The sequence below is a fragment of the Variovorax sp. 350MFTsu5.1 genome (genome assembly GCF_048302515.1).
Lineage (GTDB): Bacteria > Pseudomonadota > Gammaproteobacteria > Burkholderiales > Burkholderiaceae_C > Variovorax > Variovorax guangxiensis.
The window spans coordinates 733,877-750,164 of the sequence record NZ_CP157620.1 but is presented as its reverse complement, the minus strand read 5'-3'; the positions used below and the strand labels follow the sequence as shown (position 1 = coordinate 750,164).

Sequence of the window (16,288 nt, the reverse complement as noted above, 5' to 3'; positions counted from 1 at the left end):
GGGAAGCAACACGGCAAGAGGCATTCATCTCACCCCTCCTCCGCAAACCCAAGAAACAGCGCATCAAACTGCTCATCCCGAGGCAACCCGGTACTCAACATCCGAATCCCCGCCTCCGCAGAAGGATCACTCAACCAAAGCGAAGCCCCCGCCAGCGGCAGATCAAGCGACTCGACAGCAATAACCCGCTCATCGGACAAAGAAGCCTCTTCGACAAAAAGCCTCTGCAGCACAGCATCGAACCGCACCGCATCCAGATCCCCATCCAGCCCCTCCAACGCAGCCTGCGTCGCATGAGCCCACCACCGCAACGCAGCAGCCAGCGCCTCGCCTCGCAGGGTCCCGGGCGAATCCGCCTCCAGCTCCACCGCGATGGCAAACGGAAAGTACCGCCCCACCCCATCCACGGAAGGCATCAGCACCCCGATCCAGGCTCGGTCGCCAGCCACCTGCCGTCCCAGCGCGAAGCACCAGATAGGCGCCTCCAGATACCGCTCGGTCCAATCGGCCCGATCCCGCAGCCGCGACATGCCCCGCTGCAGCCACTGGTCCCACACCGCACGGAACGGCTCAGGCAGCCGCCGATGCGCGAAGTCCCCCATGCCCGGCAATTTCCCGAACCACCCGGGCAGCACGGCGGTGGCGGCAAGAAGCGGGGAAGGCTCGATGCTCACAGCCCCTCCGGACATGAGAACTCGCGCAGCTCGCGCAAGCGAATGGGATGCTGCACGCTGTTGGTCGTCACCTCGAAGCGCGTCTTGCGCGCCCCGATCTGGAAGGTGATGAAGAACTTCTCGGGCGCGTCCCCCGCTTCGAGCTGCCCGTCGTCGAGCGCGCGGAACAGGGCCCACGGCCCGTCCACGGCTGCGCCGGAGCTGCCGGTGGTCGATGGCGGGCTGACCTGGATGCGCACCTGGTTGCTGCCCTTCGGGCCCGGCCACTGCACGGCCATGGGCACGACGGGGCCGTGCGCGTATTTCACGAGCTGGCCGTCGACGTCGAGGATGAACTGGGTGATGCCCGCGTCCATTTCCACAGGCTTGAAGTCCAGCCGCATCGAGGGGCCCCTGCCGCCGCCGCGGAAGAAGATTTCCTTGATGCGCGCGGCGCGCTCGAACTGGGCGATCGCCTGGGTGGTGATGGCGCCGCGCTCGGCCACGGGCTTGTAGCGCCACGGCCGCGTGCTGGTGTCGACGATGGCGGCCAGGCGCTTCTGGAAGAAGTCGTCCATCAGGCCGCCGGGGCCGAACATCTGGCCGAAGTCCTCGGGCAGCACGTCGCGCTTGCTGCTCTGCACGAAGGGGTAGCGGCCGGCGATGGCGCGCGCGCAGAACTCGGTGACGGGGCGCAGGTCCTGGCTCAGGTTGCCGCGTTCGGCCACCTGGGCCTGCGCGGCGCCGGCCTGGCTCAGGTTCTCGATCATGGATCGCACGGGCTCGGGCAGACGGCCGGCGTCGGACTTGAGCTTGCCGGCCACGTCGCCGGGCGGCGGCGAGGTGCGCCCCTTCACGGCCGTGTCGACGGCGTTGAGGTACACGTACACCTCGTTGAAGAGCTTCAGCGCGTCGTCGATGGGCGCGGGCTGGTTGGGGCCGCCCGCGGTGACGAGGCGGCGCAGCGCCTCGAAGCGGTCGTCCACGATGCTCTCGATGCGCTTGCCCGGAGCCACCTGCCGGCCGGGATCGCCGCCGAACAGGTCTTCCAGGCCCTTGCGGGTGTTGCGCACGGTCTCGGTGGCCTTGCTGACGACGTCCTTGTTGGCGTCGGCGGCGGGGATGAGCGTGGTCTGCTTGACGACGGCGCGCAGGAAGTTGGCGAGCGGCGAATCGACGCCCGAGAGGATGCGCGCGGTCTCGATGTTCTTCTCGAGGCCGTTCACTCGGATCAGGCGCACGTCGGCGAGCAGCGCTTCCCACTGCTTGACGTATTCCTCCAGGTAGAGGCGGCGCACGCGGTCGGTCAGCGCGCCGAGCGCGGCGGCGTCGCGCAGGCGGTCGGCGGCGTTGCGGTCCTGTCCGAGCACCCACGGGTCTTCGTTGGCGAGCAGGCCGGTGAGCACCACCACCTCGTTCTGGAAGCGCTTGTGGTAGCCGTCGTAGGTGAACATGCCCGGCACGCCCTCGGACAGCGGCTTGCCGCTGATGCGCTCGAACACCAGCGGGCCCGAGGGGCCCGTAGCCGTGGCCACGCTGAAGGCCGGGATGTCCTTGCTGGCGCGCTGGCGCTTCAGGCGGCTGAACACGCGCTGCTCCAGCGGATAGCTCGCGAGCACCGCGCGCACGCTGCGCACCAGGTTCTCGTCCATCTTCAGCGGCGAGCGTGGCGGGCCCTGGGCGATGAGCACGTCGAGCTGGTCTTCGAGCTGCTTGCGCTGGTCTTCCGGAATGCCGCGGTCGAGGTTGCGCGACCAGTCGAGGGTGATCCAGGCCTTCAGCGCCTCGGCGTCGAAGTGCTCGGGCTGGTAGAGCATCAGGTAGCTCTTGAGCGCCTCGTAGGTGAATTCGAGGTTGTCCTTCTGCGCGGTGCGCAGCTGGTCCTCGATGCGCTTGGCGATCTGCGGCAGGAACGCGTCGTTCAGCGCGCGCTGGTGCGTGAGCATGGCGGCCGCGTCGAGCTTGTCGCCCTGGTAGAGGCCCAGCGTCATCGACAGCGGCTCGTCGCCCTGGCGGTTGTCGGGCGTCTTCCAGATGTCGCGCAGGCTCTGCAGCACGGGCGCCACTTCGACCAGGTTCTGCACGCGCGCGGGCAGCGCCGCGAGGTTCTGCCGGGCGGGCTCCACGCGGGCCTCTACCGACTTCAGGTAGTTCATGTTCTGCAGCGTGCTGTAGCCCCAGGCCGCGAGCAGGCCGACGGTGACGAGCGTCATGGCCGTCACGCCGATCAAGCGCAGCGTGTGGCGGCGGCGCTCCAGCTTCACGTCGGCGCCGGCCAGGCGCTGCTCGGGGAACACCACTTCGCGCAGCAGCGAAGTGAGGAAGTAGCTGCGCCCGCTGGACTTCTGCGGCGCGAGCATGGCGCGCTCGATGCCGAAGCTGCGCGCGAGGCTGCCCATCACGCGGTCGATGGGGCTGCCCTCCTGCGTGCCGCTGGTGAAGTACACGCCGCGCACCCATGGCGGCTGCGCGAAGCGCGAGCCGGTGAACACCTGCTCCAGCAGGTCCGACAGCAGCGGTCCGATGGAGCCGAATTGCGCCGGAAAGCCGAAGATCGCCGCGCGCCGGTTGCCGTCGGTCTCGCGCTGCATGCGCGCGATGAGGCCGTCGTTCACGCGGTTGTGCAGCAGCGCGAACTCGCGGTTGAAGGCAGCGGAAAGCCCCTTCTCCTCCACCTGCAGGTTCTCGTCGGCCGGCAGCGTGAAGCCGAAGACCTGCGCGCGCTGTTCCTTGCCGAGGTCGTCGAAGTAGTCGGTGAAGCCGTAGAGCAGGTCGCTCTTGGTGACGAGCACGTACACCGGCAGCCGCGTGGTGAGCTTGCCGTCGAGCTCCAGCAGGCGCGCGCGGATCGATGCCGCGAGCTGGGTACGCGCCTCGGGGCCCTGGCTCAGCAGGTCGGCCACGCTGACGGTGAGGAACACGCCGTTGAGCGGCCTGCGCGGGCGCACCTTCTTCAGCAGCCCCAGGAAGCCTTCCCACGCGCTCTTGTCTTCCGACTGGTGGCTGTCCTGCGTGGTGTAGCGCCCGGCGGTGTCGATGAGCACCGCCTCGTCGGTGAACCACCAGTCGCAGTTGCGCGTGCCGCCCACGCCGCGGATGGCGCCGGGGCCGAACTTCTCGGCCAGCGGGAAGCTCAGGCCAGAGTTGACCAGCGCGGTGGTCTTGCCCGCGCCCGGCGCGCCGATGAAGACGTACCAGGGCAGGTCGTAGAGATAGCTGCCGCCGGAGATGGAAAGCCAGTCGCGCCAGCCCGGCTTCTTGCCGGCGGCGTGCATGCGCATCTGCTTGAGCGTGGCGACGGCTTCGCTGAAGCGGGTGTCGAGGATCTTCTGCTCGCCGTTGACCGGCGCATCGGCCTTGGCGGCGGGCGCCTTCATCAAGCCATCGGTCAGGTGCTGGCTCGCACGGCGGGCGCGCCAGCGGCGGTACAGCGCGCGCAGCACCACGACGAGCACGATGACGCCGATGACGATGGCGCGCGTGGTCTCGCTTTCGAGCGGCGCGAGCGAGCCGATCTTCACCAGCGGGCCGATCCACCAGATCAGCAGCGCGACGACGATCAGCGCCAGCAGCGTGAGCAGCAGCGGGCTGAAAAGGAAGCCGAAGATTTTCTTGATCATTTCGTCGCTCCCGTGGCTGGAGCAGCGGCCGGCGCGGCTGCGGGAGCGGTGGCGACGACGCCTTCGGGCCCGGTCAGCAGCACCACTTCCACGCGGCGGTTGCGCGCGCGGTTGGCCGGCGTGTCGTTGGGCGCCACCGGCTCGGCGTCGGCCTTGCCGTCGGCGCGCATGCGCGCGGGGTCGACCAGCGTGGAGAGCGCGCCCTTCACCGCGTCGGCGCGCGCGGCCGACAGGTGCCAGTTCGACGGATAGCGCAGCGAGCGGATCGGCTGGTTGTCGGAATGGCCGGTGATCAGCACCTCGCCCTTCACCTCGGCCAGCGCCTGGCCGATGCGGCGCAGCACCGGCAGCGACTGCGGCATCGGCTCGGCGCTGCCGGAGCCGAAGAAGGAGTCGCCGCGCAGGCGCACCACGCTGCGGTCGGCCTCGTCGGTCACGGTGACGAGACCCTGCTTCACCTCGGGCTCCAGGAAGCGCGCGAGGCGCGGCGTCTTCGCAGGCAGCGCGGGCGGCGCGATCTGGATGTTGGGCGCGCGCAGGCTGGACACCGCGGCGTACGTGGTGTCGGAGCGGTAATTGAGCGTGAGCCGCAGCCCGAACCACGCGAGCGCCAGCAGCAGCGCGAAGCCGGCCGCGAACACCCACAGCGGCAGCGACTCGCGCAGCCGCACCGTGCCCGCGCCCTGCCCGCGCCAGTGCGGCGAGAGCTCGGCTTCCACCGGCGGACGGTCTTTCGCGATGAGGTCGGCCAGGCGCTGGCGCACAGAGTCGAGCTGCGCGCGGCCGTTGTCGATCACGCGGTAGCGGCCCTCGAAGCCGAGCGCGAGCACGCTGTAGATCAGCTCCAGCAGCTGGCGGTGCGTGGGCACGTCCTGCGCGAGCTTGGCGAGAAGCTGGAAGACCTTTTCGCCGCCCCATGTCTCGTTGTGGAACTGCACCAGCAGGCTCTGCTTGTTCCATCCGGCCTGCACGCCCCAGGGCGTGTTGGCCACGGCCTCGTCGAGCGCGGTGCACAGCACGTAGCGCGCGGCGAGCACGGATTCATTGCCCACGCCCGCGCGCCTCGCGCTGGCATCGAACTGGTTCACCGCATCGGCGGTCGATGCGCGCAGCGCCGGCACGTTGGGCGGCTGCGCGAGGTTGCGCAGCTTTCCGATCAGCACCAGCAGCTTGCCGGCGGCCGACACCAGCGGGTTGAGCAAGCCGAGTTCGCCGACATCGGCGACCGGCGTCGGATCGGCCCCGCCGAAGAAAGACGCCGCAGCGGGCGCGGCAGGTGTGCCGGCCGGCGTGCGCGGCTTGGGCTTGATGACCGTGCGCTCCGACTCGAAGGCGGCAAAAGGATCGGGAGGTGTGCTCATGATGGCTCCACGCTGACGGTGCCACTGGGGGTCATGCTCGTATCGCCCAGAACTGGAGATCGAGGCCGGGGAAGTCCCCCGCGATGTGCATCGCGATGCCGCCCGACTGCTCGAGCTGCCGCCACAGGTCGCTGTTGCGCGTCTCCAGCTCGAAGTAGCTGGCGCCCGTGTGGAAGGGAATCTGCCTCGGCGCCACCGGCATCGGCGTGAGCGTGACGCCCGGCAGCGCGAGATTCACGAGATCGCGGATGCGCTCGACCGGGCCGATCTTGACCTGCGTGGGAAAGCGCGCGCGCAGCGCCTCGCTGGGCATGCTGGCGCTCACCGCGAGCACGAAGGTGGCCTTGCGCTGCAGTTCCACGTCGGTGACCACCGCCACGCGCACGCCGTGCTTGCGGTCGTGCAGGTCGATGCGGATGGCCGACTGCTCGAACACCATCGACAGGCTGCGGCGCAGGTCGTCCATGAGCGGGCGGAAGCTCATGGCGAGGTCGTCGTGGATGTAGGGGCCGAAGCGCGACACGCGGCGCGAGTCGCGAAAGCTCGCGAGGTCGCCCGCCAGCCCCAGCGCATGCTCGAAGAAGTGCTGCGGATGCAGCATCGCGCTCTTCGCGAGGTGCGCGAAGATGGCCTCGTTGCGATTGACGGCCTGCAGCAGCATGAAGTCGGCGATCTCGGCCACGCCGCCGGTGCCGCCCTGCGTGAGCCGGCCCGCCAGCGCCTCACCGCGCTGGCGCAGCAGGCCCAGCAGTTCGTCGAGCCAGGCGCGGATGACGGCATGGCCGGCCACGTCGAGCAGCGGCGGCAGCATGGCGCGGTCGAGCTGCACCTGGTTGTCGACGCGGCGCTCCACCACGCGGGCCACGCCGATGGTGGTCCAGGCGTCGGTGGCCTCGCTCGCACGCATCAGGCGCGTGTGGAGCTGGCCCAGCTGCAGCATCGCGGTGCGCTCGCCGGCGGTGTTGGAGTCGGGCACTTCCGACTCGAGCACGCGGTGGCGCACCAGTTCTTCATATTCTTCCGCGTCGGCCTCGCGCGCCCCCGCGCGACGCAGCGGCAGCGCGAGCACCACGGCCTCGTCGCGCATGGCGGCGGGAATGTCGATGGGCTCGGGCAGCGGGTCGACCGCCGGCATGTCGAAGACGGTGCCGTCGCCGAACACGCCGACCGCGCGCACCAGCGCCAGCTTGCCCAGCGTGAGCGCGGCGGGGTCGATCTCCAGTTCGGCGAAGCCCCATGCGTAGGGCGTCGTGGAACGCAGCAGCACGTGCCGCGCGTGATCGGCATGACGCTCGCTCTGCTGCAGGTGCTGAGGCTGCAACAGCATCCCCTCGCTCCAGACCACTTTTGTTCGCCAACTCATCCGCACTCCGTCAACGGCAAGGGTTGCCTGAAAGAAACACGAAGTTTCCGGCTCGGGGGGCTGGTGGCAAATCCGCCTTAAGGCCTAGCTAATGGCCTAGGCGGGGGTTCTGGAGCTACGGCGAAGGGAGTAGAGATTCGCCCGGCGCGCGGGGCCTGTCCGCTCAGCGCGCGGCGGAACGCAGCGTCTCGACCTGCTCGGCGTAGGTCTTCTCGATGCGCTGCAGCCGCTGCTCGCGCGCGGCCTCGTTGACCCACGACGCGGCCATGGCGTGCTGCCTGCCGAGCTGGCGCTCCAGCAGCGCCTGCGGCAGCAGCGCGCTGTCGTCGGCCGCGACATAGCCGTAGGCCGCGCGCAGGCTCTTGAGCACTTCGCGCTCGGCGTCGCCGCGCGCGCCCTTGGCCTTGCCGTAGCCGGTCAGGAAGTTCTGCAGCCGCGCCTGGAACTCTGGCGGGAAGTCGCGCCGCACCACCATCTGCGCGCCGGGTGGCGGCTGCGACTCCCACACGACCTGCAGCCGCTCGGCCTCGATGGGGAACTGCTGGCGGAAGCGCTCGAAGTCGGTGGTGTTGTTGGTGGCCACGTCGGCATCGCCATTCGCCACGGCCAGCGCGGTGGCCTGGTGGGTACCGACGAACTCGCTGCGAAAGCGCGTCTCCATCTCGATGTTGTTCGGCAGGAAGAGCTGGCTCTGCGGCACGATGAAGCCGGTGACGGAGCGGCTGTCGCCGCGCGCGAGCCGCCACTTCTCGGGCTGCGCGAGCAGGCCCTCGAGCGTGTTGAGCGGACCGGCCTTGCGCACCAGCAGTACCGCGCGGTGTTCGGGCAGCCCCGGGTGCCGCGCGATCTGCGCCACCACCTTCATGCGCCGCTGCATCACGGCGTCGAGAGCCATCTTGCCGGAGAGAAAAGCCATGTCGATCTCGTCGCGGCCGATGGCGCGGTCGAGTTCTTCATAGGTCGGCACCGAATACATGCTGACCGGCATGCCGAGCGAACGGCCCATGTCGTTCATGAGCGGAGTCCACAGCGCACGCGACTCGACGGTGCCGCCCAGCGGCAGCACGCCGAAGCGGATCATCCGGATGGCCGGCGCAGAGGCGCCCTTCTCGGCAGGCGAAACGGCGGCCGCGGGCGCCTGCTGGGCCACGGCAGGCAGGACTATGAAGAAAGCCAGCAGCACAGCGGCCGCTCGCCTGAACCCGGCTCCCACGCTCATGGCGACACGTCCTTGAGCACGCTGACCTGGTCGGCGTAGCTGCTCTCGATGCGCTGCAGGCGGGCTTCGCGCGCGGCGTCGTTCACCCATTGCGCGGTCATGGCGTTCTGCTTCGCCAGCTGGTAGGCCAGCCTGGCGGCCGGCTGCAGCGAGCTGTTGTCGGCGGCCACGAAGCCGGCCAGGTCGTGCAGCGACTTCAGCACCACGCGCTCGGCGTCGCCGCGCGGGCCCTTGGCACGGCCGTAGGCGACCAGGAAGGCCTGCACGCGCTTGCGCAGCTCGGGCGTGTATTCGCGCCGCACCACGATCTGCGCGTGCGGGATCAGCTCGGACTCCCACAGCACCTGCAGCCGCTCGGTCTCGGCCGGAAAGCGCGTCTTGAAGCGCTCGAAGTCGGCCGTGTTGTTGGTGGCCACGTCGGCCTCGTTGTTGGCCACGGCCAGCGCGTTGGCCTGGTGGGTGCCCACGATCTCGCTGCGAAAGCGCGTCTCCATCGCGATGTGGTTCGGCAGGAAGAGCTGCAGCTGCGGCACGATGAAGCCCGACACCGACTGCTTCTCGCCGCGCGCGAGCCGCCAGCGATCGGGCTGGTCGAGCAGGTTCTTCAGCGAATTGAAGGGCGGCGCCTTGCGCGACAGCAGCAGTGCCCGGTAGCCGGGCAGGCCGTCGTGGCGCACCACCTGCGCCACCACCTTCATGCGGCGCTGGGTGACGGCGTCGAGCGCCATCTTTCCCGAGAGGAAGGCCATGTCGACCTCGTCGCGCTGGATGGCCTGCTCCAGCGCTTCATATGAATTGACCGAAAGCACGCTCACCGGCCGGTTGATGGCGCGGCTGAGCTCGGCCAGCAGGGGGTCCCAGTCGCTGCGCGACTCAAAGGCGCCCCCCAGCGGCAGGATGCCGAAGCGCACCGGGCCGTCCAGCGGATGGCCCTGCGCCGGCGCCGCCAGGGGCAGCACCGCCAGCAGCGCCAAGGCGGCCGCGCGGAGCCAGGCGGCTGGAAACTCGGCGAATCGGCGCATGGAAGCCAGCATTTCTGGAGCGAAAGACATAGGGCCGGCGCGCATCGGCGGGTCTAACATGGCAGCGCGGACGTCATTAAATATCAATTACAAGCATTTTTTGTGATGTTTTACCTAGCTTTCCCGCTCCGGACGGCCCCAATAAGCTCGGCCCCCATGCGTCCGATGCGCCCATGAACTGGAATTTCCGCGTCATCCGAGGCCTGGCCCGCCTGACCTTCGCCCAGCAGCTGATCCTGCTGGCGATGGTGCCGGCGGCCCTGGCCACGCTGGCGGCGATCGCCGTGCTGACGCGCCAGCACCTGGGCAACCTCACCGAGCTGATGCGGGCCAACGCGCAGACCGTGGCACTGCAGGTGGCCACCGTGGCGCAGGCGCCGCTGGCGCGCATGGACCGCCGCGCGCTGGCGCGCACCGCCCAGTCGGGCACCTACCAGCCCAACGTGCAGCAGGTGCAGATCTGGACCGAGGACGGCGAGATCGTCGCCAACTCCGAGACCATCGACCGCGCCCGCGCCGAGGGCCTGCAGGTGGTGGTGCCCATCGTGAGCGACGACGGCCGCCACAACGGCAAGGTGATGGTCGAGATGAGCCTGGCGGCCGTGCAGAGCGCGCGGCGCTCGGTGTGGTTCAACGTGGGGCTGGTGCTGGCGATCAGCCTCTTCGGGGTGGGCCTGGCGGGCTGGTGGGCGGCGCGGCGCATCAGCGAGCCCATCCGCGCGCTGGGCAAGGCGGTCGACCGGCTGGGCGCGGGCGAGGACGCGAGCGTGGCCATCGAGGGCACGGCCGAGGTGCGGCACCTGCAGCAGGGTTTCAACGAGGCCGCGCGCGCGCTCGCCGAGAGCCACCGGCTGCTGCAGAGCCGCATCAACGAGGCCACGGCCGAGCTGGCGCGCAAGAACCAGCTGCTCGAAGTGGCCAGCCAGGCCAAGACCCGGCTGCTGGCAGCCGCCAGCCACGACCTGCGCCAGCCGCTGCATGCGCTCACGCTCTTCTCCGACGGGCTGGCCAACGGCGAGAGCGACCCGGTGAAGCTGCAGCGCATCGGCCACATCCGCGAGTGCGTGGATTCGCTGGACCGCCTCTTCTCCGAGCTGCTGAACCTGTCGCAGCTCGACGCGGGCGTGCTGCAGCCGCAGTGGATCGACTTTCCGCTCGACCGGCTGTTCGAGGAGATCAGCCGCAACTTCCGCCCGGTGGCCGAGCAGCAGGGCCTGCGGCTGGTGGTGCGCAAGACCGACGTGTGGGTGCGCTGCGACTACGTGATGCTCTCGCGCATCCTGAACAACCTGGTGTCGAACTCGCTGCGCCACACCATCGAGGGCGGCGTGCTCATCGGCGCCAGGCGGCGCGGCCGGGGCGTGCGCATCGACGTGGTCGACACCGGCGTGGGCATCGCCGCGCACCACCAGGCGCGGGTGTTCGAGGAGTTCTACCAGGTCGAGCCCGCGAGCCGGCAGGCATCGCGCGGCACGCGCGGCATGGGGCTGGGCCTGGCCACGGTGCAGCGGCTGGCCGAGCTGCTCAACACGCGCGTGGAGCTGAGTTCGAAGCTGCACAAGGGCACCTGCGTGCGGGTGCTGGTGCGCTCGGCGCCGGCCGCGCTGCCGGCGCCCGCGGCGTCGCCCGCCGTCGCCGCCATCGAGGAGGAGGAAAGCCTGGCCGGCGTGCGCATCATGGTGATCGACGACGAGCGCACCATCCTCGAGGGCCTGACGGTGGTGCTCTCCAACTGGGGCGCCGAGGTGCTGCCCGCGCAGACCCGCGCCGAGGCGCTGACCATGGCCGACGGCTGGGCGCAACCGCCCGACGTGGTCATCAGCGACCTGCTGCTGCAGGGCGGCGACAACGGCCTGGACGTGATCGCCGCGCTGGAGCGCCATCCGCGCGGCATCGGCGCGGGCACCGCGCGCCTGCTGGTGACCGGCGAGACCAAGCCCGACCGCCTGCGCGAGGTGGCGAGCGCCGGCATCACGGTGCTCTACAAGCCGGTGTCGCCGCGCGTGCTGCGCCAGGCGATACAGGCGCAGCGTGCGGCGGCGGCGCAGGCGGTGGGGGCATAGGGCCTGCGGTAAGCGCCTGGGTACTCCATCGGGCATAGGCCGTGCGGCCATCGCCGCGTGGAATTCGTCACGCGGGCAGGCCACCGTCGACGCTGACATAAGCCCTCCGCCTTATCGCGCGAAGAGGGGGTCGTCCTTACATTGGATCATCGCTCCTCGCTGCGGAAGCAGTCCATGTTTGTTGCCGTGATCTCCGTTCTCCCGCCCTCCTCGAGAAGGCTGTGGCGCGCCGCCCGCAGCGCGCTGGTGGCGGCGCTCGCGTGGGCCGCGGCTGGCGGCAGTGTCGCGGCCGCCAGCCTCACGGTACTGATGGGCGACGACATGGCTGCGTCTTCGGAGTTCGTGCAGCAGCTGCGCGCGGACCAGGAGCCGGGCGGCAGGTTCGAGCTGGTGCGCGTCTCGCCCGGCGCACCCGGCGCGGCGCAACCCGAGGCGGCCGCGGCTCCCGACACCGAACGCGCCGCCAACGCGGGTGTGCGCACGCGCGGCCTGCGCCCCAGCGCCGCCGACACGCCGCTCACCATGGCCGTGGGGCCCGCCGCCGCGCGCGCCGCGGTCGAGCGCCCGGGCCAGGAGCCGCTGGTGCTGGCGATGCTCAGCCGCCTCGAATACGAAACCCTGAAGGCCTCCAGCCCGGCGCTGCGGCGCGGCGACCGCCGCGTGGGCGTGCTGCTGCGCGACCCGGCCATGGCCGACCAGCTCGCGCTGGTCAACGCGGTGCTGCCGCAGAAGCACCGCGTTGGCGTGGTCGCCACGCCCGAGTCGGAGCCGCTGGTGCGCGAGCTTCAGCGCGCAGCGCAGGGCGCGAACCCGGCGTGGGACCTGCGCGTGGAATACGCGCCCGACGCGCGGTCGATCGCCTCGGCCCTGCGCCAGGTGGTGCCGCAGAGCGACGCGCTGATGGTGCTGCCCGACCTGATCGGCGACAACCAGGCCGCCACGCTCTCGGTGCTGCGCGCCGCCGCGACCGCCGGCCTGCCGGTGTTCGGCGCCAGCGAGGGGCTGGTGCGCTCGGGCGGCCTGGCGGCGGCGGTCTCCACGCCCTCGCAGCTCGCCCAGCAGGCGCGGCAGCTCGGCCAGAAGGTCGCGAGCGCCGGCACGGGCAGCGGCAACAGCAACAACGCACCGCTGGTGGAAGCTGCGACGCCCGCCACCGTGCGCGTCAACGCGACCGTGGCACGCGGACTCGGCCTGCGCCTGCCGGAGGAACGGGAACTGACCGACCGGCTCGCGGCCCCGCGATGAGCAGCGTTCCGCCCTCCCACGACCCGGCTGGGCCCTCGGGGACGGAGGGCGCGGGCACGCCATCGCAATCCCCGTCATCGCCATCCCCGCCGCCCGCATCCTTCCAGTCGCCCCACACGCTGGTCGTGCGCGGCAACCTGCAGCGCGACCTGTTTCGCCTTGGCGTGGTGCCGTGCGCGGCGGTGGCGCTGGCGCTCACCGGCTGGTTCACGCACAACCGGCTGCAGACCCTCGAAGCCGCCTTCGACGCCGAGGGCCAGGCCGTGGCGCGGCAGGTCGCGGCCATGTCCGACCTGAGCCTCTACGCGGGCGACGTGCCGGCGCTGCAGAACGTGGCCAATGCCGCGCTGCGCGGCGGGCAGGTCACTCGTGTGGAAATCAGCAACAGCGCGGGCATCTACGTGACGGCCGGGCCGAAGACTGCGTCGCTCGCGCAGTTGCGCATGTTCACCTCGCCGGTCACGCTGCGCGAGGCCTCGCGCGCCAGCGCCTTCGCACCGGCCGGCTCCACCGCGGCGGGCGACACGCCCATCGGCCTGGTGCAGACCTTCCGCGACACCACCGCCTACACGCGCGAGCGCAGCCGCTCGCTCATCGCCGGCATCGGCATCGCGCTGGTGGCGCTGATGGCGGCATGGGCCTCGGTACGCCACATGGCGCGCACGGTGGCGCGGCCGCTGCGGCGCGTGTCGCGCACGGTCGCGGCGCTGGAGGCCGGACATTTCGAGGTGCGCTGCGACGTCGTGGAAGGCGGCACGCGCGGCACGCACGAGCTCGCGGTGCTCGCGCACGACATCGACCGCCTGGCCGAGCGCCTGCAGCGCAACCGCCAGATCAGCGAAGAGCGCGTGCGCGAGGCCACCGCCGTCGCGCTGCAGCGCATGGCCGAGGCGGAGCAGGCAGCTCTTTCGCGCGCGCGCTTCCTCGCGGCCGCGAGCCACGACCTGCGCCAGCCGCTGCATGCCATGGGCCTCTTCATCGACGGCCTGCTGCCCGGCGCCACGCCCGCGCAGCGCCCGGCCGTGCTGCGGCTGCAGGAAAGCACCGAGTTCATGGGCGTGCTGCTCGACGACCTGCTCGAGATCTCGCGGCTCGACGCGCAGGTGCTCACGCCGGCGATCGCGAAGGTGCCGCTCGCGGAACTCTTCGACCAGCTCGACGCGCAACACGCCGCGGCCGCCGTCGAAGCCCGCGTGCGGCTGCGCTGGAGCGACCGGGGCCTGGCGGTGCGCACCGACGCGGCGATGCTGCGGCGCATCGTCGGCAATCTCGTCACCAACGCGCTGCGCCACGCGCCCGAGGGCGGCACGGTGCTGGTGGCGGCGCGGCGCAGCGCGGGCGGCGTGCGCATCGAGGTACGCGACAACGGCGTGGGCATCGCGCCCATCCACCAGGGCCGAATCTTCGAGGAGTTCTACCAGGTGGCCAACACCGAGCGCGACCGGCGCCGCGGCTTCGGGCTGGGGCTGGCGATCTGCGCGCGCATCGCCGCGCTGCTGGGCACGCGCATCACGGTGCGCTCGGCGCTGCAGGCGGGCAGCACATTCGCCTTCACGCTGCCGGCCGCGCGGCTGGCCGACGTGGCGCCACCGCAGCCGGCGCCGATGGCGCCCGCGCCGCTGGTGGGCCTGCGCTGCCTGGTGGTGGACGACGACCCCGCCATCCTCGACGGCAGCCGCGCGCTGCTGGAGCAATGGGGCTGCCAGGTGGAGTGCGTGAGCACCGGCGCCGAGGCCATCGCGCGGCTGGGCACCGGCGACATCCACTACGACGCGGTGCTGTGCGACCTGCAGCTCGCGGGCGAGGGCGACGGCGTGGACGTGATCGACGCCGCCAGGCGGCTGCAGCCCGAGGCGCTGGCGGTGCTGGTCTCGGGCGCCACCGGGCCCGAGGTGCTGCAGCGGCTGCGTCACGGCGGCGTGATGCTGCTGACCAAGCCGGTCGCGCCGGCCAAGCTGCGCGCGCTGCTCACCACGCGTCGACAGGTGCCGGCGCACTGAGCGCAGGCGCCGGTCAGTCGATACCGGCCCGCGAGAACTGCTGCCGGTACGCCGTCGGCGACACCTTGAAGGCCGAGAGGAAATGCTTGCGCAGCGACACCGCCGAGCCGAAGCCGGCGCCGGTGGCCACGCGCTCCACCGGATGGTCGGTGGTTTCGAGCAGGCGCTGCGCGAGCGCCAGGCGCTGGTTCTGCATCCACTGGCCGACGGTGGTGCCGGTGGATTCGCGGAAGCGCCGCGTGAAGTTGCGCCGGCTCATGAGCGCGCGCCGCGCGAGGTCGTCGAGCTCGTGAGGCCTGTCGAGGTGCCGGCCCAGCCATTCGAGCAGCGGCGCGAGCCGGTCGCGCTCGGCGGTGGCGGGCACCGGCTGCTCGATGTACTGCGCCTGCCCGCCCTGCCGGTGCGGCGCCACCACCATGCGCCGCGCGGCGCGGTTGGCCGTCTCGGCGCCGTAGCGCACGCGCAGCAGGTGCAGGCAGCAGTCGATGCCGGCCGCGGTGCCGGCGGAGGTGAGCACGTTGCCGTCTTCCACGTAGAGCACCTCGGGCTGCAGCTTCACCTTCGGGTACTGCCTGGCGAAGGCGGGCGCCAGCTTCCAGTGCGTGGTGGCCGGGCGGCCGTCGAGCAGGCCGGCCTCGGCCAGCACGAAGGCGCCCAGGCACAGGCCCATCACGGTGGCGCCGCGCCGGTGCGCGGCCTGCAGCGCGCGAACGAGCTCGGGCGGCGCCGCGCTGCAGTCGTCGCGCCATGAGGGCACCACCACGATGCGCGCGCGGCGTATCGCCTCCAGCCCGTGCGGCACCACCAGCGAGAAGCCCGCGTTGGTGCGCAGCTCGCCGGGCTCGGGCGCGCACACCTGCACGCGGAAGCGCGGCGCGCCGGCCTCGGTGCGGTCCTCGCCGAAGACCATGCAGGGCACGGACAGGTGGAAGGGGCTGATGCCGTCGAAGGCGACGACCGCGACGGTTTCGGTGGCAGCGGTGCTCATGGCCCGATCTTATCGATGAATGGCTTTCGGGCCACTTTCGGGGAATGGGGCCCACGGGAAGAATCCAGTCATCCGAACCACACAAGAGAAGGAGCCCATCATGAGCAGCAACACAACCAGGCCGCGCCGCGCCCTCGTCGTGATCGACGTGCAGAACGAATACTTCGAAGGCGGCGGCCTGCCGATCGAGTACCCGCCCATCCTGGACACGCTGCCGAACGTGACGAAGGCCATGGACGCCGCGCGCGCCGCCGGCACGCCGGTGGTAGTGGTGCGCCACCATGCGCCCAAGGGCGCGCCGGTGTTCCAGGCCGACGCGCACAACGGCCAGCTGCACCCCGAGATCGCGAAGCGGCCGCACGACCACCTGGTCACCAAGAGCTTTCCGAGCGTGTTCACCGGCACCGACTTCGCCGACTGGCTCGCGCGCAACGAGATCGACACGCTGAGCGTGGCCGGCTACATGACGCAGAACTGCGACGCCTCCACCGTGTACGAAGCCATGCACCGGGGCCTGGCCGTGGAGTTCCTCGCGGACGCCAGCGGCGCGCTGCCTTACGAGAACGCGGCGGGCAAGGTGACGGCCGAGGAGATCCACCGCGTCTTCAGTGTGGTGTTCCACAGCAACTTCGCGGCCGTGACTTCCACCGATGCATGGATCACGGCGATGCGCGAAGGCCAGGTCATCCCGAAGGACAACGTCGTGATGTCGAACCGGCGCGCACGAGGCGTCGCCTGAGGCCGGCGCGCTGCC

Annotated in this window: 11 protein-coding genes; 4 read left to right on the top strand and 7 right to left on the bottom strand. The window is 70.9% G+C overall.

Translation table 11 applies throughout. The features are described 5' to 3' along the window. Window positions 1–29: 29 nt before the first annotated feature. The 6 genes from tagF to phnD (ABL843_RS03250) all read right to left on the bottom strand — a co-directional run bounded on the left by tagF (window position 30) and on the right by phnD (ABL843_RS03250) (window position 9,250). The gene (tagF, locus tag ABL843_RS03275) at window positions 30–674 is read right to left on the bottom strand and encodes a type VI secretion system-associated protein TagF (protein ID WP_418118958.1); all 645 of its coding nucleotides are present in this window, start codon (window positions 672–674) and stop codon (window positions 30–32) included. Continuing rightward, complete coding sequence (gene tssM, locus ABL843_RS03270) at window positions 671–4,273, bottom strand: type VI secretion system membrane subunit TssM (protein ID WP_418118957.1); 3,603 nt, start codon at window positions 4,271–4,273, stop codon at window positions 671–673. The genes tagF and tssM overlap by 4 nt, the downstream gene beginning before the upstream one ends. After that, window positions 4,270–5,634, bottom strand: a complete 1,365-nt coding sequence (locus ABL843_RS03265) for a DotU family type VI secretion system protein (RefSeq protein WP_418118956.1) — start codon at window positions 5,632–5,634, stop codon at window positions 4,270–4,272. The genes tssM and ABL843_RS03265 overlap by 4 nt, the downstream gene beginning before the upstream one ends. 31 nt (window positions 5,635–5,665) lie before the next feature. After that, window positions 5,666–6,997, bottom strand: coding sequence for a type VI secretion system baseplate subunit TssK (gene tssK, locus ABL843_RS03260; protein ID WP_184639943.1), 1,332 nt, complete (start codon window positions 6,995–6,997; stop codon window positions 5,666–5,668). Window positions 6,998–7,160: 163 nt separating this feature from the next. After that, on the bottom strand, window positions 7,161–8,216 hold the full coding sequence (gene phnD / locus ABL843_RS03255; protein WP_418118955.1) for a phosphate/phosphite/phosphonate ABC transporter substrate-binding protein: 1,056 nt from the start codon (window positions 8,214–8,216) through the stop codon (window positions 7,161–7,163). Then, window positions 8,213–9,250 (bottom strand): phosphate/phosphite/phosphonate ABC transporter substrate-binding protein, encoded by a 1,038-nt coding sequence (phnD, locus tag ABL843_RS03250; protein WP_369662489.1) that lies wholly within the window; start codon window positions 9,248–9,250, stop codon window positions 8,213–8,215. Before phnD (ABL843_RS03250) ends, phnD (ABL843_RS03255) begins: the two co-directional genes overlap by 4 nt. A gap of 161 nt (window positions 9,251–9,411) precedes the next feature. On the opposite strand from phnD (ABL843_RS03250), the gene ABL843_RS03245 reads away from it, so the two are divergent. The 3 genes from ABL843_RS03245 (at window position 9,412) to ABL843_RS03235 (ending at window position 14,546) form a co-directional block, all read left to right on the top strand. Next, window positions 9,412–11,301 carry a hybrid sensor histidine kinase/response regulator gene (locus ABL843_RS03245; RefSeq protein WP_126025713.1) on the top strand — a complete coding sequence of 630 codons (1,890 nt, stop codon included), beginning with the start codon at window positions 9,412–9,414 and terminating at the stop codon, window positions 11,299–11,301. Window positions 11,302–11,487: 186 nt separating this feature from the next. After that, entirely contained in the window at window positions 11,488–12,546 is a 1,059-nt protein-coding gene (locus tag ABL843_RS03240; protein ID WP_418118954.1) for an ABC transporter substrate binding protein, read from the top strand. Then, window positions 12,543–14,546 carry an ATP-binding protein gene (locus ABL843_RS03235; RefSeq protein ID WP_418118953.1) on the top strand — a complete coding sequence of 668 codons (2,004 nt, stop codon included), beginning with the start codon at window positions 12,543–12,545 and terminating at the stop codon, window positions 14,544–14,546. The genes ABL843_RS03240 and ABL843_RS03235 overlap by 4 nt, the downstream gene beginning before the upstream one ends. Window positions 14,547–14,559: 13 nt before the next feature. Here the strand turns inward: ABL843_RS03235 and ABL843_RS03230 are convergent, their stop codons facing one another. Further along, entirely contained in the window at window positions 14,560–15,534 is a 975-nt protein-coding gene (locus tag ABL843_RS03230) for a GlxA family transcriptional regulator (protein WP_126025711.1), read from the bottom strand. A gap of 100 nt (window positions 15,535–15,634) precedes the next feature. Here ABL843_RS03230 and ABL843_RS03225 point away from each other — a divergent pair, with 100 nt between their 5' ends. Beyond that, window positions 15,635–16,273, top strand: coding sequence for a cysteine hydrolase family protein (locus ABL843_RS03225; RefSeq protein ID WP_418118952.1), 639 nt, complete (start codon window positions 15,635–15,637; stop codon window positions 16,271–16,273). The last annotated feature ends 15 nt before the right edge of the window (window positions 16,274–16,288 follow it).

Bases quoted from the DNA above. Each gene is read 5' to 3' on its own strand.
- tssM (WP_418118957.1), bottom strand. From the start codon at position 4,273: ATGATCAAGAAAATCTTCGGCTTCCTTTTCAGCCCGCTGCTGCTCACG.
- ABL843_RS03265 (WP_418118956.1), bottom strand. From the start codon at position 5,634: ATGAGCACACCTCCCGATCCTTTTGCCGCCTTCGAGTCGGAGCGCACG.
- tssK (WP_184639943.1), bottom strand. From the start codon at position 6,997: ATGAGTTGGCGAACAAAAGTGGTCTGGAGCGAGGGGATGCTGTTGCAG.
- phnD (WP_418118955.1), bottom strand. From the start codon at position 8,216: ATGAGCGTGGGAGCCGGGTTCAGGCGAGCGGCCGCTGTGCTGCTGGCT.
- phnD (WP_369662489.1), bottom strand. From the start codon at position 9,250: ATGCTGGCTTCCATGCGCCGATTCGCCGAGTTTCCAGCCGCCTGGCTC.
- ABL843_RS03245 (WP_126025713.1), top strand. From the start codon at position 9,412: ATGAACTGGAATTTCCGCGTCATCCGAGGCCTGGCCCGCCTGACCTTC.
- ABL843_RS03235 (WP_418118953.1), top strand. From the start codon at position 12,543: ATGAGCAGCGTTCCGCCCTCCCACGACCCGGCTGGGCCCTCGGGGACG.
- ABL843_RS03230 (WP_126025711.1), bottom strand. From the start codon at position 15,534: ATGAGCACCGCTGCCACCGAAACCGTCGCGGTCGTCGCCTTCGACGGC.
- ABL843_RS03225 (WP_418118952.1), top strand. From the start codon at position 15,635: ATGAGCAGCAACACAACCAGGCCGCGCCGCGCCCTCGTCGTGATCGAC.